Here is a 25,804-nt window from a genome sequence, read left to right as displayed (position 1 = left end):
CCCCCTCACCCCCGCCCCGCCGACGCCCTGCGTTCCGGTGTCCAGGGAAACAGGCGGCGTTCGCAGCGCACCAGGGCGGCGTCGACGACCAGGCCCAGCGTGCCGGCCCAGACCACGCCCGCGAGGACGTCGCGGGTGCCGTCCGTGGACAGGCCCGCCTGGGCGATGAAGATGCCGAGGCCCTCGCCGAAGCCGGAGAGGAGTTCCGTGGCGACGGCGAGGATCAGGGCGACGGCGGCCGAGATGCGGATGCCCGCGGCGATGAAGGGGGCCGTGCCCGGGAGTTCGACGTGCAGCAGGACCGACAGGCGGCCGAAGCCGAAGGCGCGCAGGGTCTCCCTGGCGAGGGGGTCGGTCTCGCCGAGCCCGTAGACCGTGTTGAACAGGATCGGCCACACCGACGCGTACGTGATCAGCGTGACCTCGGTCTCGGTGCCGGTGCCGAGGAGCAGGGAGACCAGCGGGATCAGCGCCACCGACGGCAACGGCCGCAGGAACTCGACGATCACGCGGACGGCGGAGTCGACGACCGGCACGCTGCCCAGCAGCAGACCGAGCGGTACGGCGAGGGCGATCGCGAGGCCGAGCCCCAGCGCCCAGGCCCGCAAGGTCACGCCCACCTCGGACAGGAACGACGCGTCACCCGCCAACTCGACGGCACGGGCGAGGACTTCGGAGGCGGGCGGGAGGTAGCCGCGCCGGACGAGGCCCGCACGACCGACGACTTCGCAGACACCGAACGCCACCAGCACGCCGAGCACGCCCAGCCAACGGTCCTGACGCACCCTCAGGCGGCCGGGCCGCGCGCCTCCTTGTCTCGCCACGCCTCACTTCACCATCAGCGTCGACGGATCGACGTCCTTCTTCAACAGCCCTTGACTGCGCATGAGGTGCACCAGGCGGCGCAGCTGGGCCGGGTCGGCCGTGGCGGGGTAGGCCGGCAGGTGGATCGACTTGGCCTGGTCCGCGGTCACCTTGGTGTACTCGGGGAGTTCGGCGCGCACGACCGACGGGTCGTCCGCGGCGAGCCGGGAGGCGGCCTCGATCGCGCGCCGGAACGCCTCGGCGGCCTTCAGGTGCCCGCCGGCGTACTGCCGTGTGGTGACGTATCCGCTGATCGGCAGGGACTGCACCGGCGCCGACCCGCCGTCCAGCAGCACCTTCGCCTTCAACTGGCCCTGGATCGCGCTGTCGAAGGGCTCCACGGCGTGCACGGCGTCCACCTGCCCCCGCTCCAGCGCGGCGCCCATCTGCGGGAAGGCGATCTGCCGGTAGACGGGGCGGCCGACGTGCCGGGCGTCGAGGATCGCGTTGAGCGAGAGCGACTGGACGTTGTTGAGGATGTTGACGGCGACCTTCTTGCCCGCGAGGTCGCCGACGCTGGTGATCTTCGAGTCCTCGGGCACCAGCAGATCCATCATGTGCGGTGCCGTGCGCGCGCCCTCGGCGAGGATGCGGAGGTCGAGCGTGCCCTTCTCGTCGGCCTGGAGAAACGTCACGTAGTTCGCGCCCGCGATGAAGTCGACCTGCCCCCTGGCCAGGGCGGGCAGCGCCTGGATGCTCTGCTGGACGGGCTGGATGCGCACGTCCAGCCCTTCTTTCGCGAACAGTCCGCGGTCCCGGGCGATGTAGAGGGCGGCGACGTCCGTCAGCGGCAGGGCGGCGACCGTCACCTTCGTACGGCCGCCGCTCCTGGACGAGGAGTCACCGCCGTCGTCGCCGCACGCGGCGAGGAGGAGGGTCAGGGCGGCCAGGGCGACCGCCGGTCTCAGGATTCCCGCCCGTAATCGACGTGACGTCATGCGGCATGCCTATCAGGGAATTGTCATGATCACCACAGATTTGTCGGCCGCAACGTCACTCTCCGGAGAAGGCCGAACCATCGCCCTGGGCAGCCGCACCGGCACGCCGGCGGCAGGAGCCGGCGCTCACCCTTGGGAGAAGTGCGCGAGCACCTCCTCCGCGACCCACGCCAGCCCGTCCCCCAGTGCCTCCGACGCGACCGGCAGCCACAGCGAGCAGGCCGTCAGCCCCGCCTCGGCCAGGGCCCCGAGCTCCTCCCGTACGCTCTCGGCGCTCGCCGTCGGCCCGCCGAGCGGGCGCCCCGGCGGCTGCACGACCGGGGTGAAGCCCGGCGGCACGAGAAAGGCCCCGGCCGTCAGGCCCAGCGTTCCCGGGTCGCGGCCCGTCTCCTCGCCGAGGGCGGCGAGCCGCCGCCGCACCTCGGTGAGCCCGGCGGCGTCGATCCCCGACCCGTGCCAGGCGTCGCCGTACCGGAGCGCCCGGCGCAGCGCCGCGTCGCTCTGCCCGCCGATCCACACCGGCGGCCCGCCCGGCGTACGCGGCAGCACCCCGAGCCGGGCCCGCCCCTCACCGCGCCACAACTCCCGTACGGTGTGCAGCTGTTCGTCGAACCGTCTGCCCCGTCCGGCGAACGGGACGCCGACCGCCGCGAACTCCGCCGCGTCCCACCCCGTGCCCACGCCCAGCGCGAACCGGCCACCGGAGAGCCGGTCCAGGGTGGCGGCCTGGTGGGCGACGAGCAGCGGGTTGTACAACGGCAGCACGAGGATGCTGGTGACCAGGCCGATCCGCTCGGTCGCCCCGGCGACGGCGGAGAGCAGGACGAGCGGGTCGGGGGTCACACCGGTGTCGCCCGCCACCGCGTGCCCGCTCGCGAAGACGTGGTCGAAGCCCAGGCGTTCGGCGGTGCGCGCGGTCTCCGGTACTCCGTCGGTCTCGTCCTCCCGTGCGGGCCACAGGCGGTGTGGTGCCACTCCGATGCGCAGCATGTCCTCGGGTCCCCTTCGTCCTTCGTCCGGTGAGGCCGGTCGGCGTCACCCGAGCCAACACCGCGTCGGCGCCCCGCATGCCCGCCGCGTTCCCTTGCCGACGGTCGTCCGCCCCGTCACCGTGGTCGCATGACTGTGCGCGCGGCCCCGCCGGTTCCGGACGTGTTCGATCCCCGCCAGTACGGCGCCGGGGTGCCGTACGCCGCCTACCGGGTCCTGCGGGACCATCACCCGGTGGCCTGGCAGGACGAGCCCGAGGTGCTGGGCTGGCCGGCCGGTCCCGGGTTCTGGGCGGTGACCCGGCACGCGGATGTCGTGCGGGTGCTGAAGGACACGACGACGTACTCCTCCCGCGTGGGGGCGACCCAGATCCGCGATCCCGATCCGGACGACCTGCCGTTCATCCGGCGCATGATGCTCAACCAGGACCCGCCGGACCACGGCCGGTTGAGGCGGCTGGTGAGCCGGGCCTTCACGCCCGGGCGTATCGAGCGCTTCGGCACCCTCGCGCGGGAGCGGGCGCGCACCCTGTTCGCGCGGGCGCTGGAGGCGGCGCGGGACGGGGACGGCAGCGTCGACCTCGTCGGCGCCGTCACCGACGACTACGCGCTGCTCAACCTCGCCGACCTGCTCGGGGTGCCGGCCGGCGACCGGGGTCTGCTGCTGGACTGGACGCGGCGCGTCATCGGCTACCAGGACCCGGACGAGGCCGGCCCGCCCGTGCTGGACGCGGCGGGCAAGCCGGTCAACCCGCGCTCCCCCGCGATGCTGCGGGACATGTTCGCCTACGCCCGGCAACTGGCCGCGTACAAACGGGACCATCCCGCCGACGACGTGCTGACCACCCTCGCACGTGATCCCGAACTCGCCGGCGCCGAGCTGGAGATGTTCTTCTTCCTGCTCACCGTCGCCGGCAACGACACCGTGCGCAGCGCGGCCCCCGGCGGCCTGCTGGCCCTGGCCGAACACCCCGAGGCGTACGCGGCGCTGCGCTCGGGCACGGTGGAACTCGGCACGGCGGTCGAGGAGTTGCTGCGCGCGCATCCGCCCGTCCTAACCTTCCGGCGCACCGCCGCCCACGACGCCGAACTGGCCGGACGACGCATCCGCGCCGGGGAGAAGGTGGTCGTCTTCCACGCCTCCGCCAACCGCGACGAGCGGGTCTTCACCGACCCCGACCGCCTCGACCTGTCCCGTACGCCGAACCCGCACGTGTCCTTCGGGGACGGTCCCCACGTCTGCCTGGGCGCGCACTTCGCCCGGCTGCAACTGCGGGTGCTGTACGAGGAGACGCTGCGCGCCCTGCCGGTGCTGCGGACCGCGGGGCCGGCCCGGCGACTGGCGTCCAACTTCATCAACGGCATCAAGTCACTGCCGGTGACCGCGGGTTGATCGCCTACGCCCGCACCTGGATCAGGGCGTGCGTCCCGGCGGTGCGCCAGCGCTGTCCCTCCGCCGCGTCCAGGGCGGCCTCCGTCTGCGGGGCGAGGCCGGTGACGACGTCGGACTTGAGGGTGCGCAGGGTGGCCACCGGGCCGGGGAAGTGCGCGGTGACGTCACGGAAGGGCGTGGTGGCCGGCCAGCGGCGATCGCCCACCAGACGGCGGTAGTTGAGGTCGCCCTTGACGATCGTCAGGGACATCTCGGCGAGGTCCGCGCGCAGGTCGTCGGGGAGTTCGGCGAAGGGCAGAGGCGCGGCGCTAAAGGGGTGGGCGCGGACGGTGAGCCGGCCGTCGGTCAGGGCCTGCCAGAGGGTGCGTCCGTACGCGGCCGCGGCGCCCGTCGCCCCGGTCAGCCGGCGGACCGCGTCCACCACGTCGGCCGTCGTGGCGTCGGAGACGTAGTACGGGTAGGGCTTGACGTGCAGGACGGCCCGCCGGACCCGGCCGGTGTCGAGGAGGTGGGCGACGAGCAGCAGGTCGGGGATCAGTTCGCGGCCCGCGTTGTCGGCGATCACGCCGAGCGTGCCCGTCAGCAGCGGCCACAGCCGTTCGCTGTCGTCGGCGACCAGGCCGGGAACGGCCTCCTCGGTGCGCGTGACGGAGAGGCGGAAGCCGAGGTCGGCGCGGTTGCCCCAGAGGGAGCCGTGCACCAGGGCGGCCGTCCGTTCGGCGGCGGGCCGGTCGGTGAGGTCGTCGAGGGCGGCGAGTTCCGCGTCGGTCTCGGGGGCGTCGAGTTCGGCGAGCTTGAACGGGCGGAAGGGGTCGATGCCCTGCCAGGGGCCCGGCGCGAAGTAGCCGACGGCGTCCAGGAGTTGGCGGTAGAAGTAGCTCTCCGACCAGAGCCAGGGCAGGTCGAACCAGGAGCGGCCCACCTGGTCGTCGAGGCCCCACGCCGTCCAGCGGTCCCGGTCGTGCGCGTCGGCGGGCAGCGGTTCGACCACGCCCTTGGTGCAGGCGGCGAGCAGCGCGTCGAGCGCGCGGTGCTGTGCGGGGCCGTACGGGAAGGCCTCCCGTACCTGGCGGATGATCGCGGGGTGCCGCTCGGCGAGGACGCTTCTCGGGAACGACCCGGGTTCGTTTCCGAGGAGCACGGGCGCGGAGGGGGTGTGGGGCATGCGCCTCACCGTACCGCGCGGCTCACGGCCGGCTGATCTCCCGCTCCAGGCGGGTGGCGAGGCTCAGATAGCGGGCGCGCCGGGTCACCGGGACGAGCCCGCGGATCATGACGTGCCACATCTCGGCCACTCGGCGCGGCTGCCGGGCGACCGGCTCGACGGAGCGGCCCACGACCCGGGTGCCGACGAACCAGCTGACCAGGGCGTGCGCGGCGGCCTCGACGTCGATGTCCTGGTGGACGTCCGACTCCTTGACGGCGCCGTGGAGTTTGCGGGAGGCGATGTCCCGCCACTCGGTGAACGGGTGCGTCTGCGGCGGCCGTATGTCGACCGCGCCGGTGGCGAGCCGGAGGCCGGCGCGCGGGATGGGGCCCTCGACGGACAGGCGCGCGATGCCGAACGTGATGCGGATCAGCGCCTCCAGCGAGGAGTAGCCGTGCTTGTCCGTCTCCTCGACGACCTCACGCCAGGCCCGCGACTGCAACTCCATGATGGCGTTGGCCAGATCCTCCTTGGCGGCGAAGTGGAAGTAGAGGGCGCCCTTGGTGACCTGCGCGTGCTCGACGATGTCGCTCAGGCTGGTCGACTCGTAGCCGTGGCGGTCGAACAGGTCGGCCGCGGCGGTGATGATCGTCGCGCGGGTCTGCTCGGCTCGTAACTGCCTCGCCATCGACTGAACACTCCTGGGACGGAACCGAACACTCCTGGGACCGGAAAGAACGGGTCATGCCGTTTGTTTCTCACTCCTCGTACACGATATCTCACGGTACGGCGGTGCCGACGGCACACTCGAAGACCCGTGACTCCCCCTGCGATCCACGCACCCTGACGCCCCCTTCTCCGTCGTCGTCCGCCTCGATCCAGACGGGACTGTCCAGTTCGGCGTAGCGATGGAAGGCGGCGCGGAACGAGGCGGGCACGGCCCGGCCCGCGTACCGGGTCCAGGCGGCCTGACGGGCGGCCTCCAGGAACAGCATGCCGGGAACGTGATCGAGGGGATGGTCGAAAAAAACAGGGTGCGCGGTATCGACCCGGAGTTGCCAGCGTCCGGGCCGGTCGGGCGGGGCGAGGACGACGTCCGCGGACACGGCCCGGCCCACCGCCGCGGCGGGCAGGGCGGGCGGCGGCGGGAGCGCGCTGACGGTGTCGGGGGTACGGCCGCCGCGCAGCCTGCGGTAGACGGCGGCGCTGGTCCAGCTGACGTCCAGGTGTGCGGTGGCGACGCGTTCGCCGCCCAGCCGCACCTCCGCGTCGCAGGCCAGCGCGGTCGGGCGGCCACCGCGGTGGCGCAGCGGGGTCGCGGCGAGGTGGACGACGGGTTCGGCGGGGGCGGCGCCGACGGCGAGGTGCTCGGGCCGGGTGGCGACGTGGAGCGTCTGCAGGACGAAGCGGTCGTCGAGCGGGACGCCGTACTCGGCGTGGGTGATGAGCGCCCCGCACTGGCGGACGGTCTCCGCGACGAGCAGCGGTTCGTACGCCGTCCGGTCCGCGGACACGTGTAACAGGTGGGCGCGCGGCCACTGGACGAACAGGGTGAAGCGATCGGCCGCGGTGCGCTGCCAGCCGGTGAGCAGGGTCTCCGCGACGGCCGCGCGGTGCACGAGCCGACGGGGTACGGTGGCCGTCCAGGGCCCGGGCGGCTGCGGGGGCGTTCCGGGGCCCGGAAGGTCACCCGCCGTCAAGTCGCAGGGGTACCGCCGCAGTTGAGGCATGTCCCTCCCTCGTCCCCCGAAACGCCGACGATCCGGACGGCGAGGTACCGGCGCCGCGAACGTCAGAGTACGAGGCGACCGGTTGGTTTTCAATGGGACGCAGGCGCCCTGTGCGACGCGGGAGGAGGCAGGGCGCGCCGGTGAACGCGACGGGCCGGTCTGCCGTACTCCACGGGAGCACACCGTTCCACGCCGGCCGAGGAGGCGTTCCGGATGCCCCGGATGACCGTTCACCGCACCGCCCTGGCAGCCGCCCTCGCGACCCCGGCCCTGCTGACCCTGTGGGCGGCGGGTCCCGCGCGGGCGCACGGCGCGCCCACCGATCCGGTCAGCAGGGCGTACGCCTGCTCCCCGGACGGCGGGGCCGACGCGAGGACCGCCGCCTGCCAGGCCGCCGTGGCCGCGAACGGCGCGCCGTTCACCTTCTGGGACAACGAGCGGGTGGCGGACGTCGGCGGCCGGGACCGGCAGACCATTCCGGACGGCAAGCTGTGCAGCGGCGGACTGCCCGCCTACAAGGGCCTGGACCTGGCACGTGCCGACTGGCCGGCGACGACCCTCACGCCGGGCGCGAAGCTGACGATGACGTACACCTCGACGATCCCCCACACGGGCACGTTCCGGCTCTACCTGACCAAGCCCGGCTACGACCCCGCCAAGCCGCTGACCTGGTCGGAGCTGCCCGAGAACCCGTTTGCCGAGGTCAAGGACCCGCCCCTGACGAACGGCGCGTACCACATCGCGGCGACCCTGCCGTCCGACCGGACGGGCCGCCATGTGCTGTACACGATCTGGCAGAACAGCAGCACGACGGACACCTACTACTCCTGCTCGGACGTGGTGTTCAAGGCGGCCAAGAGCGCGGAACCGGCCACGCCGTCCTCGCCGGCACCCGGCAAGGAGCGGGAGCGGAGCACAAGTTCGCCCGGCACCGCCTCCCCCGCGGCTTCTTCCGCCCCGTCGTCCGCCACGGCGCGGTCGGCGGCCTCCGCTCCCGACAGCACGCCCGTCGCGTCCACCGCCACCGCGGACCCGGGTCCGTCCGCGCCCATGGTGGCGGGCGGCGCCGCGGCGGTGTTGGCGCTCACCGGCGGCGCCGCCCTGGCCCTGCGTCTGCGTCGGCGCTGAACTACGGCCCCGTGTCGCTTAGTTGACGTAGACCGTGGCGCCGTTGTCGGTCACCGGGGCGTACTTGGCGGTGAAGTAGCCGCTGCTGAAGCAGAGCGACGAACCGGACGTCTTGGTGAACTCCTGGTTGGTGAAGTTGATGCTGGCGTCGTCGTTGCTCGTCGTGCCGGTCAGGCCGGCGGCCTGGTAGACGCAGGTGATGGTGCCGAGCAGGGTGCGGAGCTTGACCGTGGTCTGGATGGTGGAGCCGCTCGCCGGGGTCACGGTGAGGGTGCCGTCCGAGGTCACGGTGGTGGTGTACGGCAGGTTGTCGACGGTGATGCTGCTGACCCCGAGCACGCCGACGACGTTGCTGGTGCAGCTGCTGCTGTCGAAGGTCTGCGCGCCGACCGACTCGGTGGCGGTGCCCGGCGCGGCCGGGTTGTCGGTGACCGTGGCGGTGAACGTCGAGGACGTGCACTTCACGCCGCTGGTGCCGGTCGCGCTGGAGTACAGGGTGGCGGAGGTGCCGCTGGCCAGCGGCGCGGTCAGGACGTCGCCGACCGCGACGGCGGTGCCGCCGACCGAGCCGGTGGTCAGGACCGCGGTGCCGTCCGCCGAGGCGGGGACGGCCGCCGTCAGGGAGAGGGCGGCGGCGGCTCCGACGAGGGTGGCGAGGGTGCGAGTGCGCATGGGGGAGTTACCTCTTTCCGAAGGGGGGTTTGAGGGTGGAAGGCTTCCGACGTGGCGCGAGGAAGGTGGGGGGACGCCGGTCGGCGTCCGCCGGTGCCGGCCCGTTACGCCTTCTCCGTACGTGACGGACCGGCAACGACGACCGGCCGGTGACCGGCCGCGGACCCGGGGGGTGGGCCCGACGGCCGGGCCGGGCGGGACGGCGGCCCGGCACGGACCCAGGGGGAAGTGCCCGTGCGGGCCATCGGTGGTGTCGGGCTGGACAGCCCGTCCTGGACAAGGAGGGGTCCGGGAGACGCGGACGGTGCCGCGCGGCGGGATCCGGCGCCACGGATCCGGGGGAAGCCGAGGGCAGTTCTAGACCTGATGCTCAGTCAACGTCAAGGGTCCGAACGGGAGTTGACGATCGTTCAAGACGCGGTCCGGACGCCGTCCGGACTCCGTCCATCCCGCCGAAGCACAGGTGAAACACAATCGACACCCTTTTTCCACAACTCTCTTGACCCTCGAATGTAACCACCGGTAACTTCCTCGGCGGCTACTGCGGAGTACGAGAAAGCCCTTCCAACCGCCGGGAGTTGGCAGGAGGCGTGCGTCCGCAGCCGCTGTCCGCGCCAGGACAACGCCGCCGCTGATGCCCAACCCGCACTGACTATGCACATGGGAGCAGAAATGGCCTCGTCCTCGGACGTCACCTCGTCCGCCGAGCACACACCCCGGAATCCCGAAAGCGGTTCCGGGGCCGACCCCGCCAGACGCGGCCGGGTCCGGGCACGCCGTGCCGCGGTGATGGCGGTGCCCGCCGTCGCCGCTCTGGCCGGCCTCGCCATCATGACCGCCGAGGGAGCGCTGGGGGTGTCGTTCTCGATCTCCGGCATGCCCTTCACTGTCACCGCCAAGTCGCTCAACGGCACCGGCTTCGAGCAGTTCGGCGCGCTCGACAACATGTCGCCGAACAGCCCCAACGAGGGCGACACCGGCGGCCAGGTGCTGGTCGTCACCTCCGCGATCAAGAAGGCGACGCTGGACAGTCTGTGCCAGAGCGTCGACCTCGGCGGCACGAATCTGCTGATCACCGCCGGCAGCGGCTCGTCCAAGGTGGAGGCGAGCGACCTGACCACCGACTCGACCCAGCTGAGCGGTGACGCCGCGTTCACCAACATCGAGATCGGCAACGACGCCAGCGAGCTGAACAAGGCCGGCGTGCAGGGGCCGAAGGGTGTCTTCAGCCAGCAGGCCGACACGGTGCACATCGACAACCTGCGGCAGACCAACTACGCCACGACCGCGGCGGTGTTCAAGCTTCCGGGCCTGAAACTCCGCTTCAGCGACTCGGGTTGCTGATGTCTGACTCGGACACTCCACGTCAGGGGTGGCGGCCCGCCTTCCGCGGTTGGCGGGCCCGTCGGCCGTTCTGGGGCGGGCTGCTGCTCGCGCTGGGCGGGGCGGAGATCCTGCTCACGGAGAAGGCCTCGCTCAAGGTCGTCATGCACATCGGCATGCAGGGCCTGGCCGGGTACCTGCTGCCGGTCGTGATGGTGCTGTGCGGGCTGCTGACCGTGCTCAGTCCGGGTCAGCGGCTGTTCTACTCGATCATCGGCATCCTGTGTTCCCTGGGCACCTGGGTCACCTCGAATCTGGGCGGCTTCTTCATCGGCCTGCTCCTCGGGGCCGTCGGCAGCTGCCTCACCTTCGGCTGGCTGCCCGACCAGGAACCGCGCCGCAGCCGACGGCAACGCCGGAAGGAAGCGCGGGCGGCACAGGCCGGGACAGGGGATCTGGAGGCGGAGGCGCCGGGGTTGGAGACGGCGCAGCCGTAGCGGCGGCGCGCGGGCCGACGCACCGCCGCACCGGCGTCCACCGGCGTCCACCGGCGTCCACCGGCCGACCATGCCGCGTCGGGGTCGGCCGGTGTATACGGCAGGGGCACGGTGCTCGGCCGCCCGCCCTCTTTCTGCCCTCAGGTGAAGTCGCCTCCTCCCTCAGTCCCCTTTCTCACGCATCGGCCCGCCGAGGCCGGCGTGGATCGCGGGCGCGGCGACCTGGCCGTGGCGTCCAGCAGGTTCATCGCCTCGCCGAGCAGCAGTGCGACGAGGGCCGGCCGCCGCCATGGGTGCGCGGTGGCGGGCGGGGACAGTACGCGTTCCGTGGTCATCAGGGGTCCTCTCCACCGTCGTCGGGAGCTCACCACAGTGGGAGGACGGCGGCAAGAGGCTCTGGAGACGGCCTGCGGTTCGCGGTTTTCCTCCATGGCAATGGCTTCGACCGAAGGAATCCGACATCGCCGGGCGTCTCCCGGTCCACGCCGCCGGACCGGCCGGGGGTCCGCGGCATCATCACGATGCGGCAGCAACAACTCACTCCACGTCGCTGATCACTTGACTACCGGCGGTCACACACGATTGGCTCCGGCCCAGCGAGAGTCTCCGCCCGGCCCACGACGTGTCGGACGCCGGCCGGGGACCCCGTCTCGCCGTTCCTCTTGCTCGGCCGCACAGCGAGGTGCCGCACCCTCATGAACACTCCTCCCCCGCCTCCCGCCTCCCCCAGACCCGCCCGGGTCGCCGCCGTGGCCGCCGCCGTCGCCCTGCTGCTCGCCGGCTGCTCCGCGTCGGACGGCCAGGACCGCTCCGCCACGGGCGCCCTCGGCAACGCCGGCGCGGGCGCCCGGTACAAGGTCACGCTGGTCACCCACGCGCCCGAGGGCGACACGTTCTGGGACCTGGTGAAGAAGGGGGCCGAGGCGGCGGCCGCCAAGGACGGCATCGCCCTGACGTACGCCAACGACCCCGACGCGGCCGGGCAGGCGGAACTGGTGCGGGACGCCGTACGCGACAAGGCCGACGGCATCGCCGTCACCCTCGCCAAACCACAGGCGATGAAGGCACCGGTGGCCGCGGCCGAGGCGGCCGGCATCCCGGTGGTCGGCCTCAACTCCGGCATCGACGCCTGGCGTTCGGAGGGGCTGCTGGAGTACTTCGGGCAGGACGAGAGCCTCGCGGGGCGGGCCGTCGGCGACAAGCTCGACAGCCTCCGGGCCACCCACGCCCTGTGTGTCATCCACGAGCGGGGCAACGTGGCGCTGGAGGCGCGCTGCGCGGGCGTGAAGAAGACCTTCGGCGGGCAGACCGAGAACCTGTACGTGGAGGGCACCGACGCCGGTGCCGTCGCCGCCGCGATCACCTCCCGGCTGCGGCAGGACCCGACGATCGACGAAGTGGTCGCCAACGGCGCCCAGTTCGCGCTGACCGCGGTCAAGGCGGTGCGGCAGGCGGGCAGCAAGGCCAAGGTCGCCACCTTCGACCTCAACAAGGACCTGGTGAAGGCGGTACAGGACGGCGACGTGCAGTTCGCGGTGGACCAACAGCCGTATCTGCAGGGCTATCTCGCGGTGGACGCGCTGTGGCTGTACAAGACCAACGGCAACGTCAGCGGCGGCGGGCAGCAGCCGGTGCTCACCGGGCCGGCGTTCGTGACCAAGGCGAACGTGGCGGCGGTGGCGAAGTTCGCGGGCAACGGCACCCGCTGACAGTCCGTGCCGCGTTGTCGCGAGAGATTCGGTGACGCGTGCCACGTGCGGTCACTTGTGCGGATAGCATCCTGAGCACCCCATGTGCCGTATCCCACACTCCGTCCCCCATCCGTCCCCCATCCGCCTCCCTCCGTTCCCGATCCCTCCTCGAACTCCCTCCCGCCCCGTCCCGCTCCCCGCTGATCGTTTCCTAGGACGACGATGTCTCCACGGACAGGTGCCCGGCGCCGAGTCGGCTCCATACGTCTCTCCCTGATCCTGCTGGCGCTGGTGCCCGGCATCACGCTCGCCGCCATGTGGGGTGTGACGACGACGCAGATGTTCAGCGAGGGCCTGCGGCTGCGCACGCAGACGGAGTTGAGCCGGTCCACCGGCGCCATGGGCACCGACGCCACGCTCGCGCTGCAGCAGGAGCGCAGCCTGTCGGCCGTGTGGCTGACCTCGCCGAAGGGCTCCCGGGCGGCGCTGGACGCGCAGCGGAAGAAGACGGACGCGGCGGTCGCCAAACTCGTCGACCGCGCCGACGAGATCCAGCAGGCACCGGCCCGCGTCAAGGACCGGCTGTACTCGGTGGTCGCGTCGGTGAGCAGTCTGGAGTACTACCGGGGGCAGGTGGACGACCCCACCGACATCACCGGGGCGCAGGCGCTGGACCAGTACACGTCGATCATCGACGACCAGATCCACGCCTTCCAGGAGCTGTCCCAGGTCGACGACGGCGACCTCACCTCCCAGGCCGGTCCGCTCGTCGCCCTGGAGCACGCGGCGGAGCTGGTGTCGGAGGAGGACACGCAGCTCACGCTGGCCGGGCCGGCCGGGTCCATGGACGAGAAGACCTGGGCGCAGTTCGCGCAACTGGTCAACACCCGCCGCTGGCTGGTCGAGAACCAGATCGTGCCCCTGCTCACCGGGAACGCGAAGACCCAGACCGAGCGGATCCTGCAGGGCGCGGACTGGCAGACGCTGGAGTCGATCGAGGACCAGGTCCTCGCGGCGCGGACGGCGGCGGGCGCGGACGGCAGGATCGCGCTGCCCGACGTGCAGAAGCAGTGGCGCGCGGCACTGATCAAGGTGTCGGACCAGTACGGCGCGCTGGTCCGGGAACAGACCCGGGCGCTGCTGGACCGCAGCGCCGACAAGGCGCACAGCCTGCTGCTGACGGCGGCCTCGCTGAGCGCGGGCGGGCTGGTGGCCCTCCTGCTGTGCGTGGGCATGTCCTGGCGGATCACCCGCTCGCTGTCCCGGCGGCTGCGCGGTCTGCGCGAGGCGACGCTGCGCCTGGCCGAGGAGCGGCTGCCGGACGTGGTGGAGCGGCTCGACCGGGGCGAGAAGGTCGACGTGGACCTCGCGACGCCGCCGCTGGACTACGGGCGGGACGAACTGGGGCAGGTGGCGCAGGCGTTCAACACCGCGCAGCGCACGGCGGTGCACACGGCCGTCGAACTCGCCGACACCCGGCGCGGGTTCCAGAAGGTCATCCTCGGCATCGCCCGGCAGAGCCAGAACCTGGTCAACCTCCAGCTGACCAAGCTGGACGCGCTGGAGCGCGAGCACTCCGACCCCGACGTCCTCAAGGGCCTGTACGAACTCGACTCCACGGCCAGCCAGTTGCGCCGGTACGAGGAGAACCTGGTCATCATCAGCGGGGAGCAGCCGCGGCGCAGCTGGCGGGAGCCGGTGGCGCTGATCGACATCCTGCGCAGTGCGGTCGGGGAGGTGGCCGAGTACGCGCGTGTGGAGGTGCACACCGACGAGGACGTGTACGTGGCGCCGCCGGCGGTCGCCGACGTGATCCATCTGCTGGCCGAGCTCATCGACAACGCGACGGTGTACTCGCCGCCGCCGAGTCCGGTGGGGGTGCGGGCGGCGATGGTGGCCAAGGGGCTCGCCGTGGAGATCGAGGACCGCGGGCTCGGCATGTCGGAGGAGGACTACGCCGCGTTCAACGTGCAGTTGGCGGTGGAGCCGCAGTTCGACGTGGTGGCGCTGGCCGACGACCTCCGGCTCGGCATGTTCGTCATCGCCCGCCTCGCGACCCGGCACGGCATCGCCGTCACGCTGCGGCCCTCGCCGTACGGCGGAACGACGGCGATCGTCCTGCTCCCGCACGACATCGTCGTACGAGAGGCTCCGCCCAGGGAGCCGGCCCGGGACGGCGCCACCCCTCCCGCCCGTATGCCCCGCGCCACGCCCCTCGCGGCCCAGCGCCGCATCGCCGTCGATGAGGGCGAGCACTCCCGCCTGCGGGAACACGCGGAGGCGGACGGTGCCGGGACGGAGGCGTCCGACCACGCCCACGGCGCGCAGACCGCCGCCGGCTCGGAGGATCCGGGAGCCGCCGGGGTTCCGGAGGGCACCGGGGTGGAAGCCGGTGCCGCGGGGCACGCGGACACGGACGGAATCGACAGGGCCGTGGCCGAGGACGCGCCGGAGGCCGGACCTGCCGAGGGCCCGCACGGCGCAGCGGGCAGCGGACGGGCCGGAAGCTCCCGCGACACCGGCGCCCCCGCCGACACCGACGCCCCGGCCGACGCGGTCACCAGCACCAGCACCGACGCGGTCACCGGCACCAGCACCGAGGCGGGCACCGGCACCGAGGCGCACACCGGTGCCGCCACCGACGCGGACACCGGCACCGGCCACTCCGACCCGTCGGGCACCCCCACCGGCCCACCGGCCGCCGCCGACTCCGCCCGCTTCCCCCACTCCCCCGGGACCAGCCCCGCCCCCACCCGGCCCCCCGGCCTGGCGCGCCTCCCCCGGCGTGTCCCGCAGAGCAGTCTCGCTGCCGAACTGCGTGAGGAGGCGGGGGCCGTCGAGGAGGACGTCGAGGAGTTCACCGCGGAGCAGGCCGCCTCCTCGCTCGCCGGGTTCCAGCGGGGCACGCTCCGGGCCCGGGACGAAGACGCCGGAACTTCCGCCCCAGACTCCCACGTTCCCCGGACTCCGCCCGCCGACAGCTGACGAAGGACACGCCATGACACGCCCCATACCCGCCACCGACACCCAGCTCGACCAGTTGCTGACCGGACTCGTGGACCGGGTCGCCGAGGTGAACCACGCCGTCGTGCTCTCGGAGGACGGCCTGGTGGTCAGCAAGTCCACCGGGTTCCTGCGCGACGACGCGGAACGGCTGGCGGCGACCGCGTCCGGCCTGATGAGCCTCAGCAAGGGCGTGAGCATGGACTTCCGCGGCGGCCCGGTCCGCCAGGCGCTGATCGAGATGGCCAACAGCTATCTGATCCTGACCTCGGCCGGCCCGGGCGCCCACCTCGTCGTGCTCACCAACGCGGGCGCCGACGTCGGCGTGGTGGCGTACCAGATGAACATGCTGGTGAAGAAGATCGGCGAGCACCTCAGCGCGGCACCGCGGGCCGGTATCGGACCCATGCCCGGCCCCGGCGCGTGAGGTGGGCGCAGGCGATACGGCGGGCCGGCTCGTACGACCCTTCGCCCTGACCGGCGGACGGACCCGACCCAGCCGCGCCGACTTCACCCTCATCACGACGGTGACCGCGGTGGACCCGCCGCCGACCTGGGCCACCCGGCCGCAGCCGGAGCAGCAGCGCATGCTGCGGCTGTGCGCCGAGCCGATCGCCGTCGCGGAACTGGCCGCGCTGCTGGACCTTCCGGTGAGCGTGGTCGTCATCATGCTCTGCGATCTGCTGGAGGCGGGCCGGATCTCCGTCCGTCCGCCGCGTCCGGTCTCCCAGGCACCGGAGAAGGACCTGGACCTGCTGCAGAAAGTGAGGGACGGCCTTGGCCGACTCTGACACCGTCACCCGGGCGGCGCCCGACACGGTGAAGATCCTGATCGCCGGCGGTTTCGGCGTGGGCAAGACCACCATGGTCGGCTCGGTCAGCGAGATCGCCCCCTTGCGCACCGAGGAGGCGCTGACCAGCGCCGGTATGGGCATCGACGACCTTGAGGGCATCGAGGAGAAGACGGCCACCACCGTGGCCCTGGACTTCGGCCGCATCACCATCGGCGACGACCTCGTGCTGTATCTCTTCGGCACCCCCGGCCAGCAGCGGTTCTGGTTCATGTGGAACGACCTGGCGCTGGGCGCGCTGGGCGCGGTCGTCCTGGTCGACGTGCGCCGCCCGGAGAGCAGTTTCGCCGCGATCGACTTCTTCGAACGCCGGCGCATCCCGTTCGTCGTCGCTGTGAACGGCTTCTACGGTCGACACCCGTATCCGCCCGAGGAGATCCGCGAGGCGCTCGCGCTGCCGGACGACGTCCAGGTGCTGCTGTGCGACGCGCGCGACCGCGGGTCCAGCCGGGACGTCCTGATCGCCCTGCTCGATCAGCTCATCGCCGCCGCGGTCCCCTAGAAACGCGTTCCGCTCGTCGTCAGAAGAAGCGTTTCACTCGTCGTCGCCGGTCAGCGGTTCGTTCGAGGGCGGGATGATCCGCGCCCTGAGATCGGGTTCCGGCATGTCCCGGTCGAAGGGGAACATCGGGCGCCGGATGCGGTGGTGGCCGAGCCGTACCAGGTCCTGGTCCACGCCGCCCGGGGTCAGGGCCATCGTCCAGTCGGCCGCCAGCGCGAACAGCTCCGGCTCCAGATAGCCGATCTTGACGATGACGACGTCGGCCGTGCGCGGGTCCAACTCCAGGTCGGTGAAGTCGTGTTCGTGGTGGTAGGGCTTGCGCAGCGCGGTCAGGACCACGTGCACGGAGCCGACCCGCAGCACGACCTCCGTGCGCGCGTCCCGGTCGCCCTGCCGGATCGCGTGCACGGTGCCGGTGAGGGTGAGCGGCCCGGCGTGCCGGTCGTCGGTCTCGGCGCCCGCGGTGACGGTGACCGTGGCGCCGACGCCGGCCGCGACGGCGGCCTCGACGGCGGACGGGCCCGGCAGGGAGGCGTACAGGACGGTGGGGCCGTCCTCGTCCTTGAACTCGGGGCGGGACAGCACTGTGCGCAGGCCCCAGGTCACGTCGCCGGCGCCGCCGGCCGTCGGGTTGTCGCCGGTGTCGCTGATGAAGTAGGGCCGGGCGGTGGAGGCGAGGGCCGCGTCGAGGCAGTCGTCCAGGGTGCCGGTCGGGGCGACGAAGGCGAAGTCGTGCCGTGCCCGCCAGAAGCCGCGGGCGAGGCGTTCGGCGCCCGCGGTGACGGCGGCTTCGGAGGGGCCGGTGACGACCACGGCCGCCCGGTTGCGGGGTTCGTCGGCCCAGGCGTAGCCGACCCAGATCGCCGCGTCCGTGACGCCGTCGGCGGCCTCGACCCCGGCGACGGCCGCGTACACGCTCTTCGCGGGTTCGATACGGGTGGAGGTCTGCTCGCCGGCCAGCAGCACCGGCACCGGGATCCACGCCTTCACCGGCCGGGGTGCCCCGCCGGTCAGCAGGTCGACGAGGTTGCGGGCGGCCCGCTCCTTGGTCTCCAGGGCGTCCTCGTGCGGGGCCATGCGGTAGCAGGTGATCAGGTCGCTGAGGTGGACCAGTTCGCGGGAGACGTTGCCGTGCAGGTCCATGGAGGTCGACACCAGGGTGTCGGGGCCGGTCACGTCGCGGACGCGGGCGAGGAGGTCGGCCTCGGCGTCGTCCAGTCCCTCGACCGTCATGGCGCCGTGGATGTCGAACCAGAGTCCGTCGATACGGCCCAACCGCCGCAGCCGGTCGAGGAGTTCGCCGGACAGCTCGGCGTACGCGGCCGCCGTCACCGTACCGCCGGGCAGTGCCTTGCCGACCAGCGCGCCCCGCCAGTCGGCGGCTTGGCGAAGCGGCGCGCCGGGGGCGAGGAAGGGGTAGCGGGTGAGGACCTCGTCCCCGCGCAGCGGGTGGAAGGCGGGGGCGTCGGTGCGGGCGGGCGAGAAGGTCGAGGACTCGATGCCGAGGCCGGCGATCGCGATGACGGGGAGGGGCATGGCGTCTCCAGGGGTCAGGGGTGGCTGCCGGTGACCGCGTGCAGCGCGTGGGCGAAGGCCCGTTGGAGGGCGAACCGGCCCGCGCCGGCCAGCCCGGCGTCCGCGCCGAGGCGGGCGCGCTCGATCACCAGGTGTTCGGTGACGAGCGGGTGGCAGCCCTCGTACAACTGGCTGCGCACGGCGGCGACGAACGGTTCCAGTGTGGAGAGGATGCCGCCGAGGTACACGGCGTCCGGGTTGAAGAAGTTGACGTTGGCGGCGAGCACCTGGCCGAGGTAGCGGCCGGCCTGCCGTACCGCCCGGGTCGCCTCGGGGTCGGCGTCGGAGGCCAGGCGCACGACGTCCTCGGTGGAGGAGACCTCCAGGCCGCGTTCGCGCAGGATGCGCACCAGCGCGGCGCCCGAGGCGACCGTCTCCAGGCACCCGGTGTTCCCGCAGGAGCAGGGGATGTCGTGGGCGGCCTCGACGCGGACGTGGGTGATCTCGCCGGAGGCGCCGGTGCCGCCGCGGTAGAGGCGGCCGTCGGCGATGATGCCCGCGCCGATGCCGGTGCCGGACTTCACCATGATCGCCTGCCGGTGCTCGACGGGCCGCACGCTGTGCTCGCCGACGGCCATGCAGTTGGCGTCGTTCTCGATGGCGACGGGCACGCCGAACCGCTCCTCCATCCAGGCGCGGACCGGAAACCGGTTCCAGCCGGGCATGCGGGCGGGGAGGGTGACGACGCCGGAGTCGACGTCCACCGGGCCCGGCAGGCACAGCCCGACGCCACGCAGCAGACGCCTGCCGTGCTGGTCGGCGAGGGCGTCGAGGGTGTCGGCGAGGGCGACGAGCGCCGCGTCGGGTCCGTCGGCCGTGTTGAACGGCACCGTGCGGACGTCGGTGGCGCCACCGCCGGGCAGGGCGACGCCGACCCGGGCGTGCCGTCCGCCGATGTCGGCGGCGACCGCGAAGCCGTCGCTGCCGCCGAGGCGCAGCACCTTGCGCGGGCGTCCGCCGGCGGAGGACACCGTGCCCTCCTCGGCGACCAGCCCGAACTCCAGCAGCTGGCCCACGGTGAACGAGATCGTCGACGGCGCGGCCCCGAGCAGCGCGGCGATCTCCGTGCGCGTCGTCGCCTGCCCGGAGGCGAGGAGTTCCAGGACGCGTTCGGCGAGCGTGGAGACGCCGGCGTGTGGTTTGCGGCGCACCGGACTTTTTTCGGTCATGGAGGAAGTAACTTCCGTCGGCGGCGATCGGCGCGACGAGCGTAAGCCCATCCGCGCACCACCGCGCTTTTTCCAGAACAGCAGAAACAGGCTTTTTACAGCGGCACGCCTGTTTCTTCGCCCCCTCGGGTCGTTCACTGGCTTCGCCCCCGCCTTCGTTCCCCTTTTCTGCAAGGAGAGCCATGTCTCGCACCGGACTCCTCGCCCCCGCCGCCACCCTCTGCGCGGGCACGCTGCTGCTCGCGGGCTGCTCCGGCTCGGGCGACACGTCCTCGGCGTCGAAGGACTCGATCGACTACGCGCTGCCCGCGAACTTCACGCCGAACTGGATCCTGCCGATCGGCACGGCCGCGCACCTGAACACCAACAACATCTCCATCGCGAACTCGCTGTGGGAGCCGCTCATCGCCTACGACGGCTCGACCGGCGAGATCGCCTGGAACAAGGCCGGTTCGATCGCCACGGCCGCCGACTTCGCCGCCGACAACAAGAGCGTGACGATCACCCTCGGCGACCGGCACTGGAGCGACGGCAAGCCGATCACCTCCGCCGACGTCGCGTTCTGGTTCGACCTCATCAAGGCCAACAAGGCGCAGTGGGCGGGCTACACCCCCGGCAAGGCACCCGACAACTGGACGTCCTTCAAGGCGGTCGACGACCGCCACTTCACCATCACCTTCGACAAGGCCTACAACCCGCAGTGGATGCTGGCCAACGAACTCGACTCCATCACCCCGCTGCCCCGGCACGCCTGGGACAAGGGCGGCAGCGCGAAGGAGGAGTGGACGTACCTCAACAACGCGGCCAAGAACATCGGCGGTTACGCCTCGAACCCGCTGTGGAAGACGATCAGCGGCCCCTACGCGGTCAAGTCCTTCACGACGGCCGGCAAGGTGGTGCTCACCGCGAACCGGAAGTACGACGGCGGCGAGAAGCCGGGCATCGCGACCGTGAACCTGCTGCCCTTCACCACCGCGGACGCCGAGAAGAACGCCCTGCGCTCGGGCACCGTCGACTACGGCTACATCGAGGCCACCGACCTCGATCAGAAGGACGGTTTCACCGCCCGCGGCTACGAGGTGAAGCCGTGGTCGGGGTGGGCGATCACCTACATGCCGTACAACTTCAACAACCCGGCGATGGGCGCGGTGTTCAGACAGCTCTACGCCCGTCAGGCGATCCAGCGCTCCATCGACCAGGACACTCTCGCCAAGGTCGTCTTCAACGGCACGGCGGTGCCCGGCTACGGGCCGATCCCGCAGGCCCAGGCGTCGGACTTCGTCTCGCCGGTGCAGAAGGCCAACCCGTACCCGTTCTCGACGAGCGCGGCGCGCGAACTGCTCACCAGCCACGGCTGGACGGAGCAGGGCGGGGTGATGACCTGTACCGAGCCCGCCAAGTGCGGTGAAGGCGTCGCCAAGGGGACGAAGTTCGAGATGCGGGTGCTGTCGCAGTCCGGTTCGACCGTCACCGACAACATGATGAGCGCGATCCAGTCCTCGCTGGCGAAGACCGGCATCAGGTTCTCCATCAGGACCGCGCCCGTCAACTCGGTGCTGTCGCAGACCCCGCAGTGCACGGCGGGCCAGTCCGTCTGCTCGTGGCAGCTGTCCTTCTTCGGCACCGCGGGCAGCTGGTACTTCAGCGCCTTCCCGACCGGCGACTCCCTCTTCCAGTCCAAGGGCGGCTCCAACTTCGGCAGTTACACCAATCCCGCCGTGGACAAGCTCATCGCCGCGTCCACGACGTCGCGTTCGAACCGGGCGATCCAGGACTACAGCGCGGCCCTCGCCAAGGACCTGCCGGTGATCTGGCTGCCGGAGCCGGACTACCAGATCTCCGTCATCAGGAAGGGCCTCGGCGGCTTCTCCCAGGACTCGCTCGCCAACTTCCACCCGGCGCAGTGGAAGTGGACCAGCTGAGCCATGGAGACCCTCGGCTACCTCGCCCGGCGCCTCCTGCAGGCCCTGGCCGTGATCCTGATCGTGACGGTCGTGGTGTTCTGCCTGCTGCACGCCCTGCCCGGCGGTCCCGCCCGCGGGATCCTCGGCCCGCAGGCCACGCCCCAGCAGATCGCCGCCTTCGACCACGACCAGGGCCTGGACCGGCCGTTGCCCGTCCAGTACGTCTACTACCTGCGCACCCTGCTCCACGGTGACCTCGGCACGTCGTACACCCTCAACGAGGCGGTCTCCCAGCTCATCGGCCAACGCCTGCCGAAGACGCTGGTGCTGACGGTCCTGTCCGCGCTCGTCGGGCTGCTGCTCGCGATCCCGCTGGGCATGTGGCAGGCGGTGCGCCGCAACCGGCCGGCGGACTACGTGATCACGACGCTGAGCTTCGTGGCGTACTCCACGCCGGTGTACTTCCTGGGGCTGCTGCTGATCCTGCTGTTCGCCCAGACCCTGCGCTGGTTCCCCTCCCAGGCGCCCCAAGGGGACACGCTGACCCAGGTGTTCGCGGATCCGGCGGCGCTCGTGCTGCCCGTCGTGACGGGGGCGGCGTCCATGGTGGCCGTCTTCAGCCGGTACATGCGCGCGTCGACCCTGGAGAACCTCTCCGAGGACTACGTGCGAACCGCCCGGGCCGGGGGCGCGAGGCTGCCCGCCATCCTCTTCAGGCACGTGTTCCGGAACTCGCTGACCCCGGTGATCGCGATGCTCGGCTACTACGTGCCCGTGCTGTTCGGGGGCGCCCTCGTCGTCGAGCAGCTCTTCAACTACCCCGGCATGGGGCTGCTGTTCTGGTCCGCCGCGCAGTCGTCCGACTATCCGGTGCTGCTCGGGTGCGTGCTGGTCATCTCCGTCGCGACGGTGGTGGGGACGCTGCTGGCGGACGTCGTGCAGCGGGTCGTCGATCCGCGGGTGAAGGAGGGACGGGCATGAGCGGCCGTGTGGAAACCGCGGGGCGGTGGGGGCTTGCCGCGCAGCTCCCCGCCTCGCTCGGCGACGCGCGCTTCGCGCGCAACAAGCTCGCCGTCGCCGGGGTGCTGGTGGTGGTCCTCTTCCTCCTGTTCTGCTTCGTGGGGCCGCTGGTGTACTCGACGGACCAGACCCACACCGACCTCACCCAGGTCAACCTCCCGCCGGGCGGGGCGCACTGGCTGGGGACCGACGCCGTCGGGCACGACCAGCTCGGGCGGCTGATGTACGGCGGACAGGTCTCGCTGCTCGTGGGGCTCGCGGCGGGGGTGCTGGCCACCGTCATCGGCACCCTGTGGGGCGCGCTCGCCGGGTACGCGGGCGGCTGGGTGGACGCCGTGATGATGCGGGTCGTGGACGCCGGGATCGCGATCCCCGCGCTGTTCATCCTGCTGGTGGTCTCGGCGATCACCACACCGGACACGGTCGGGCTGATCCTCGTCCTGGGCCTGGTGTCCTGGCTGGTGCCCTCCCGGCTGGTCCGGGCGGAGACGCTCACCCTGAAAAGCCGCGACTACGTGCTGACCCTGCGTGCGACCGGCGGCACCCACACCCGGGCCGTCGCCCGGCACATCCTGCCCAACTCGGTGTCGACGATCGTCGTCGCGGCCACCTTCCAGGTCGCCGACGCGATCCTCCTCGTCGCCTACGTCTCGTATCTCGGACTCGGTGTCCAGCCGCCGAAGACCGACTGGGGCGGCATGCTCTCCGCCGGACTGACGGCGGCCTACTCCGACCGCTGGTGGCTGATCGTTCCGCCGGGCCTCGCGATCATCCTCGTCGTCTGCGCGTTCAACGCGGTCGGCGACGGGCTGCGCGACGCCTTCGACGTGAGGGGACGCGGGTGAACATCCTGGAGATCGAGGGGCTTTCGGTCACCTTCGCCACCGGCACCGGTGAGGTGCCCGCCGTGCGGGAGGCGTCACTGCACGTCCGGCCCGGCGAGACGCTGGCGCTGGTCGGCGAGTCCGGGTCGGGCAAGTCGACGGTCGCCCTGGCCGCGCTGGGCCTGCTGCCCGGCACCGCGCGGGCCTCGGGCCGGATCACGGTCGGCGGCACGCAGATCGTCGGCGCCGGCGAGGCCGAACTCGCCCGGCTGCGCGGCCGTACGGCGTCGATGGTGTTCCAGGAACCGGCCACCGCGCTCGACCCGCTCACCCGCGTCGGCGCGCAGATAGCCGAGGTCATCCGCAACCACCGGTCCCTCTCGCGTGCCGAGGCCGCCCGGGAGGCGGTCGGACTGCTGCGCCGCGTCGGCATCCCGAAGCCGGAGCGGCGGGCCTCGGCCTTCCCCTTCCAGCTCTCCGGCGGGCAGCGGCAGCGGGTCGTCATCGCGATGGCGATCGCCAACTCGCCCGGCCTGCTGGTCGCGGACGAGCCGACCACGGCCCTGGACGTGACGGTGCAGGCCGAGATCCTCGACCTGCTGCGGGCGCTGGCGGCCGACTCCGGCACCGGCGTGCTGCTGGTCACCCACAACATGGGCGTGGTCGCCGACTTCGCCGACCGGGTGGCCGTGATGCTGCGGGGCGAGATCGTGGAGACCGGGCCGGTGGAGGAGGTGCTGCTGCGGCCCCGGCACGAGTACACCCGGCGGCTGCTGGCGGCGGTGCCGCGGCTTGCGGTGGAAGGGACGGTGGAGGAGCCCGCCCCTGCCCTCCAGGGGGAGCCGATCGTGCGGCTCACCGACGTGTCCGTGCGGTTCGGGCGTGCCCTGCGTGCCGTACGGGCCCTGGAGGGGGTGTCGCTCACGGTCCGCCCCGGCGAGACGGTCGGGCTCGTGGGCGAGTCCGGGTCGGGCAAGTCGACGGCCGCCCGGGTCGCCCTGGGGCTGGTCTCCCCGGCCGCCGGTTCGGTGTCGCTGTTCGGCGCCGACCTGGCGAGGACCCGCGGCCGGGCCCGGCGGGCCCTGCTGTCCGGGGTGGGGGTGGTGCTCCAGGACCCGGTGGCCTCGCTGGACGCGCGGATGAGCGTCGGGGAGTGCGTCGCCGAGCCGTTGCGGATGCACCGCCGGGGCATGTCGGCGGCCGAGCGGCGCGAGCGGGTCGCCGAGACTCTCGAACTGGTGCGGCTGCCCGCGGAGTTGGCGCGGCGCGGGCCGCGGGAGCTGTCCGGCGGGCAGCGCCAGCGGGTCAGCCTCGCCCGCGCCCTGGTGCTGCGGCCCCGGCTGCTGGTGGCGGACGAGCCGACCAGCGCGCTGGACGTGAGCGTGCAGCGCACGGTGCTGGAGGTGATCGCCGAGCTCCAGGCGGAGTTCGGCTTCGCCTGCCTGTTCGTCTCGCATGACCTGGCGGTGGTCCAGCGGTTCGCCCAGCGGGTCGTCGTCCTGCGCGCGGGCCGTGTGGAGGAGGAAGGGCCGACGATGCGGACGCTGCTGCGCCCGGAGACCGCGTACACGCGCCGGCTCATCGCGTCCGTGCCCGTGCCGGATCCGGTCCTGCAGCGGCGCCGGCGGGCCCGGGCCGGGACGGGGGCCACCGCGTGACGCGTGGGGTCGAGGTGGTCGCGGGCGTCGACATCGGCGGCACGACCACCCAAGTGGTGCTGTGTGGACCGGACTTGACGGTACGGGAACGGATGGAGGTGGCGACTCCGGCGGCCGAGGGCGGGGCGGCGATGGTGGGCACCGCGCTGACCGCCGTACGGCGGCTGCTGGACCGTGGGCCGGGGCGGCTGCTCGGCGTCGGGGTCGGGGCGGCCGGGGTGGTGGACGCGCGGGCCGGAACGATCCTCGTGGCCACCGACTCCTTCCGCGACTGGGCCGGGTTCGAGGTGACGGCGGAGGTCGAACGGGCGCTGGGCGTCCCGGCGTTCCTCGACAACGACGTCAACGCCTTCCTGCGCGGGGAGGCGGCGGCCGGTGCGGTGGCGGGCGAGCCGGACGTGCTCGGCATGATGCTCGGCACCGGGGTCGGCGGGGCGCTGTGGCTGGGCGGCGCGCTGTACGACGGGCCGCACGGCGCGGCCGGCGAGATCGGGCACGTCCCCGGCTTCGGCGACCTGCCGTGCACCTGCGGCGGACGGGGCCATCTGGAGACCCTGGCCTCGGGCCGCGCCATCGCCGCCCGGTACGGCGAGCGCACCGGGCGGCGGCTGACCGCGCGCGAGGTCGCCGCCGCGGGCGACCCGGACGCGCGCGCCGTGTTCGAGGCGGCGGGTGGGGCGGTGGGCCGCGCGATCCTGCTGACGGCGGGCCTGCTGGACGTCACCACGTTCGTTCTCGGCGGCGGCGTCAGCCGGGCCTGGCCCCTGCTGGAGCCGGCGATCCGCGCCGCCCTGACCGCCGAACCCCCGGTCAGCGGGCACCCGTTGACCGTCCTGCCGGCCGCCCTCGGGGACGACGCCGTGGCCGTCGGCGCGGCGGCTCGGGTGCGGGCGGAGCTGGGTGCGGCCGCGCGGGCGTGAGCGGTC

23 protein-coding genes are annotated in these 25,804 nt (G+C 72.5%); 14 read left to right on the top strand and 9 right to left on the bottom strand.

Features of this window, described 5'->3' with window-relative positions:
* Window positions 1-5: 5 nt before the first annotated feature.
* From ACYF6T_RS13305 to ACYF6T_RS13295, 3 genes are all read right to left on the bottom strand, one after another.
* Window positions 6-824, bottom strand: coding sequence for an ABC transporter permease (locus ACYF6T_RS13305; protein WP_461696182.1), 819 nt, complete (start codon window positions 822-824; stop codon window positions 6-8).
* A 3-nt stretch (window positions 825-827) separates the two neighbouring features.
* Entirely contained in the window at window positions 828-1,802 is a 975-nt protein-coding gene (locus ACYF6T_RS13300) for an ABC transporter substrate-binding protein (RefSeq protein WP_461696181.1), read from the bottom strand.
* 126 nt (window positions 1,803-1,928) lie between these two features.
* Complete coding sequence (locus ACYF6T_RS13295; RefSeq protein ID WP_461696180.1) at window positions 1,929-2,792, bottom strand: TIGR03619 family F420-dependent LLM class oxidoreductase; 864 nt, start codon at window positions 2,790-2,792, stop codon at window positions 1,929-1,931.
* 129 nt (window positions 2,793-2,921) lie between these two features.
* Here ACYF6T_RS13295 and ACYF6T_RS13290 point away from each other — a divergent pair, with 129 nt between their 5' ends.
* Window positions 2,922-4,184: a cytochrome P450 gene (locus ACYF6T_RS13290; RefSeq protein ID WP_461696179.1), complete on the top strand. Its 1,263-nt coding sequence runs from the start codon at window positions 2,922-2,924 to the stop codon at window positions 4,182-4,184.
* A gap of 4 nt (window positions 4,185-4,188) precedes the next feature.
* Here the strand turns inward: ACYF6T_RS13290 and ACYF6T_RS13285 are convergent, their stop codons facing one another.
* The 3 genes from ACYF6T_RS13285 to ACYF6T_RS13275 all read right to left on the bottom strand — a co-directional run bounded on the left by ACYF6T_RS13285 (window position 4,189) and on the right by ACYF6T_RS13275 (window position 7,061).
* Window positions 4,189-5,349 (bottom strand): damage-control phosphatase ARMT1 family protein, encoded by a 1,161-nt coding sequence (locus ACYF6T_RS13285; RefSeq protein ID WP_461696177.1) that lies wholly within the window; start codon window positions 5,347-5,349, stop codon window positions 4,189-4,191.
* 22 nt (window positions 5,350-5,371) lie between these two features.
* Window positions 5,372-6,019: a ScbR family autoregulator-binding transcription factor gene (locus ACYF6T_RS13280; RefSeq protein ID WP_461696176.1), complete on the bottom strand. Its 648-nt coding sequence runs from the start codon at window positions 6,017-6,019 to the stop codon at window positions 5,372-5,374.
* Window positions 6,020-6,110: 91 nt separating this feature from the next.
* Window positions 6,111-7,061, bottom strand: coding sequence for a ScbA/BarX family gamma-butyrolactone biosynthesis protein (locus ACYF6T_RS13275; protein WP_461696175.1), 951 nt, complete (start codon window positions 7,059-7,061; stop codon window positions 6,111-6,113).
* 213 nt (window positions 7,062-7,274) lie between these two features.
* On the opposite strand from ACYF6T_RS13275, the gene ACYF6T_RS13270 reads away from it, so the two are divergent.
* Entirely contained in the window at window positions 7,275-8,189 is a 915-nt protein-coding gene (locus ACYF6T_RS13270) for a lytic polysaccharide monooxygenase auxiliary activity family 9 protein (RefSeq protein ID WP_461696174.1), read from the top strand.
* An 18-nt stretch (window positions 8,190-8,207) separates the two neighbouring features.
* On the opposite strand, the gene ACYF6T_RS13265 is transcribed toward ACYF6T_RS13270, so the two are convergent.
* Window positions 8,208-8,861: a Tat pathway signal sequence domain protein gene (locus ACYF6T_RS13265; protein ID WP_461696173.1), complete on the bottom strand. Its 654-nt coding sequence runs from the start codon at window positions 8,859-8,861 to the stop codon at window positions 8,208-8,210.
* A gap of 672 nt (window positions 8,862-9,533) precedes the next feature.
* Here ACYF6T_RS13265 and ACYF6T_RS13260 point away from each other — a divergent pair.
* The 7 genes from ACYF6T_RS13260 (at window position 9,534) to ACYF6T_RS13230 (ending at window position 16,728) form a co-directional block, all read left to right on the top strand.
* Window positions 9,534-10,205 carry a DUF6230 family protein gene (locus ACYF6T_RS13260; protein WP_461696172.1) on the top strand — a complete coding sequence of 224 codons (672 nt, stop codon included), beginning with the start codon at window positions 9,534-9,536 and terminating at the stop codon, window positions 10,203-10,205.
* Entirely contained in the window at window positions 10,205-10,681 is a 477-nt protein-coding gene (locus ACYF6T_RS13255; protein ID WP_461696171.1) for a DUF6114 domain-containing protein, read from the top strand. Before ACYF6T_RS13260 ends, ACYF6T_RS13255 begins: the two co-directional genes overlap by 1 nt.
* 695 nt (window positions 10,682-11,376) lie before the next feature.
* Window positions 11,377-12,390, top strand: a complete 1,014-nt coding sequence (locus ACYF6T_RS13250; RefSeq protein WP_461696170.1) for a substrate-binding domain-containing protein — start codon at window positions 11,377-11,379, stop codon at window positions 12,388-12,390.
* A 204-nt stretch (window positions 12,391-12,594) separates the two neighbouring features.
* Entirely contained in the window at window positions 12,595-15,357 is a 2,763-nt protein-coding gene (locus ACYF6T_RS13245; RefSeq protein WP_461696169.1) for a nitrate- and nitrite sensing domain-containing protein, read from the top strand.
* Between the two features lie 13 nt (window positions 15,358-15,370).
* A complete protein-coding gene (locus tag ACYF6T_RS13240) occupies window positions 15,371-15,802 on the top strand; it encodes a roadblock/LC7 domain-containing protein (protein WP_461696167.1) in 432 nt (143 codons plus the stop codon).
* A gap of 1 nt (window position 15,803) precedes the next feature.
* Window positions 15,804-16,166: a DUF742 domain-containing protein gene (locus tag ACYF6T_RS13235; protein WP_461696166.1), complete on the top strand. Its 363-nt coding sequence runs from the start codon at window positions 15,804-15,806 to the stop codon at window positions 16,164-16,166.
* Window positions 16,153-16,728: a GTP-binding protein gene (locus ACYF6T_RS13230; protein ID WP_461696165.1), complete on the top strand. Its 576-nt coding sequence runs from the start codon at window positions 16,153-16,155 to the stop codon at window positions 16,726-16,728. Before ACYF6T_RS13235 ends, ACYF6T_RS13230 begins: the two co-directional genes overlap by 14 nt.
* Before the next feature lie 33 nt (window positions 16,729-16,761).
* Here the strand turns inward: ACYF6T_RS13230 and ACYF6T_RS13225 are convergent, their stop codons facing one another.
* Entirely contained in the window at window positions 16,762-18,264 is a 1,503-nt protein-coding gene (locus tag ACYF6T_RS13225) for a M81 family metallopeptidase (RefSeq protein WP_461696163.1), read from the bottom strand.
* Window positions 18,265-18,278: 14 nt separating this feature from the next.
* Entirely contained in the window at window positions 18,279-19,472 is a 1,194-nt protein-coding gene (locus tag ACYF6T_RS13220) for an ROK family transcriptional regulator (RefSeq protein ID WP_461696162.1), read from the bottom strand.
* Window positions 19,473-19,654: 182 nt separating this feature from the next.
* Here ACYF6T_RS13220 and ACYF6T_RS13215 point away from each other — a divergent pair, with 182 nt between their 5' ends.
* Genes ACYF6T_RS13215 through ACYF6T_RS13195 form a run of 5 tightly spaced genes read left to right on the top strand, consistent with a single transcriptional unit; the run spans window position 19,655 to window position 25,798 of the window.
* Window positions 19,655-21,394 (top strand): peptide ABC transporter substrate-binding protein, encoded by a 1,740-nt coding sequence (locus ACYF6T_RS13215; protein WP_461696160.1) that lies wholly within the window; start codon window positions 19,655-19,657, stop codon window positions 21,392-21,394.
* A gap of 3 nt (window positions 21,395-21,397) precedes the next feature.
* Window positions 21,398-22,357: an ABC transporter permease gene (locus tag ACYF6T_RS13210; protein ID WP_461696159.1), complete on the top strand. Its 960-nt coding sequence runs from the start codon at window positions 21,398-21,400 to the stop codon at window positions 22,355-22,357.
* Window positions 22,354-23,241, top strand: coding sequence for an ABC transporter permease (locus ACYF6T_RS13205; RefSeq protein WP_461696157.1), 888 nt, complete (start codon window positions 22,354-22,356; stop codon window positions 23,239-23,241). Before ACYF6T_RS13210 ends, ACYF6T_RS13205 begins: the two co-directional genes overlap by 4 nt.
* Window positions 23,238-24,878 carry a dipeptide ABC transporter ATP-binding protein gene (locus ACYF6T_RS13200; RefSeq protein ID WP_461696155.1) on the top strand — a complete coding sequence of 547 codons (1,641 nt, stop codon included), beginning with the start codon at window positions 23,238-23,240 and terminating at the stop codon, window positions 24,876-24,878. The genes ACYF6T_RS13205 and ACYF6T_RS13200 overlap by 4 nt, the downstream gene beginning before the upstream one ends.
* The gene (locus ACYF6T_RS13195) at window positions 24,875-25,798 is read left to right on the top strand and encodes an ROK family protein (RefSeq protein ID WP_461696153.1); all 924 of its coding nucleotides are present in this window, start codon (window positions 24,875-24,877) and stop codon (window positions 25,796-25,798) included. The genes ACYF6T_RS13200 and ACYF6T_RS13195 overlap by 4 nt, the downstream gene beginning before the upstream one ends.
* The last annotated feature ends 6 nt before the right edge of the window (window positions 25,799-25,804 follow it).

The organism is Streptomyces sp. 7R007, from assembly GCF_054850255.1.
The sequence above is the reverse complement of the archived record's forward strand: the minus strand, read 5'-3'. Positions and strand labels throughout refer to the sequence as shown.

Coding starts and splice junctions, on each gene's coding strand:
- ACYF6T_RS13300 (WP_461696181.1), bottom strand. CDS start 1,802: ATGACGTCACGTCGATTACGGGCGGGAATCCTGAGACCGGCGGTCGCC.
- ACYF6T_RS13295 (WP_461696180.1), bottom strand. CDS start 2,792: ATGCTGCGCATCGGAGTGGCACCACACCGCCTGTGGCCCGCACGGGAG.
- ACYF6T_RS13290 (WP_461696179.1), top strand. CDS start 2,922: ATGACTGTGCGCGCGGCCCCGCCGGTTCCGGACGTGTTCGATCCCCGC.
- ACYF6T_RS13285 (WP_461696177.1), bottom strand. CDS start 5,349: ATGCCCCACACCCCCTCCGCGCCCGTGCTCCTCGGAAACGAACCCGGG.
- ACYF6T_RS13280 (WP_461696176.1), bottom strand. CDS start 6,019: ATGGCGAGGCAGTTACGAGCCGAGCAGACCCGCGCGACGATCATCACC.
- ACYF6T_RS13275 (WP_461696175.1), bottom strand. CDS start 7,061: ATGCCTCAACTGCGGCGGTACCCCTGCGACTTGACGGCGGGTGACCTT.
- ACYF6T_RS13270 (WP_461696174.1), top strand. CDS start 7,275: ATGCCCCGGATGACCGTTCACCGCACCGCCCTGGCAGCCGCCCTCGCG.
- ACYF6T_RS13265 (WP_461696173.1), bottom strand. CDS start 8,861: ATGCGCACTCGCACCCTCGCCACCCTCGTCGGAGCCGCCGCCGCCCTC.
- ACYF6T_RS13260 (WP_461696172.1), top strand. CDS start 9,534: ATGGCCTCGTCCTCGGACGTCACCTCGTCCGCCGAGCACACACCCCGG.
- ACYF6T_RS13255 (WP_461696171.1), top strand. CDS start 10,205: ATGTCTGACTCGGACACTCCACGTCAGGGGTGGCGGCCCGCCTTCCGC.
- ACYF6T_RS13250 (WP_461696170.1), top strand. CDS start 11,377: ATGAACACTCCTCCCCCGCCTCCCGCCTCCCCCAGACCCGCCCGGGTC.
- ACYF6T_RS13245 (WP_461696169.1), top strand. CDS start 12,595: ATGTCTCCACGGACAGGTGCCCGGCGCCGAGTCGGCTCCATACGTCTC.
- ACYF6T_RS13240 (WP_461696167.1), top strand. CDS start 15,371: ATGACACGCCCCATACCCGCCACCGACACCCAGCTCGACCAGTTGCTG.
- ACYF6T_RS13225 (WP_461696163.1), bottom strand. CDS start 18,264: ATGCCCCTCCCCGTCATCGCGATCGCCGGCCTCGGCATCGAGTCCTCG.
- ACYF6T_RS13220 (WP_461696162.1), bottom strand. CDS start 19,472: ATGACCGAAAAAAGTCCGGTGCGCCGCAAACCACACGCCGGCGTCTCC.
- ACYF6T_RS13215 (WP_461696160.1), top strand. CDS start 19,655: ATGTCTCGCACCGGACTCCTCGCCCCCGCCGCCACCCTCTGCGCGGGC.
- ACYF6T_RS13210 (WP_461696159.1), top strand. CDS start 21,398: ATGGAGACCCTCGGCTACCTCGCCCGGCGCCTCCTGCAGGCCCTGGCC.
- ACYF6T_RS13205 (WP_461696157.1), top strand. CDS start 22,354: ATGAGCGGCCGTGTGGAAACCGCGGGGCGGTGGGGGCTTGCCGCGCAG.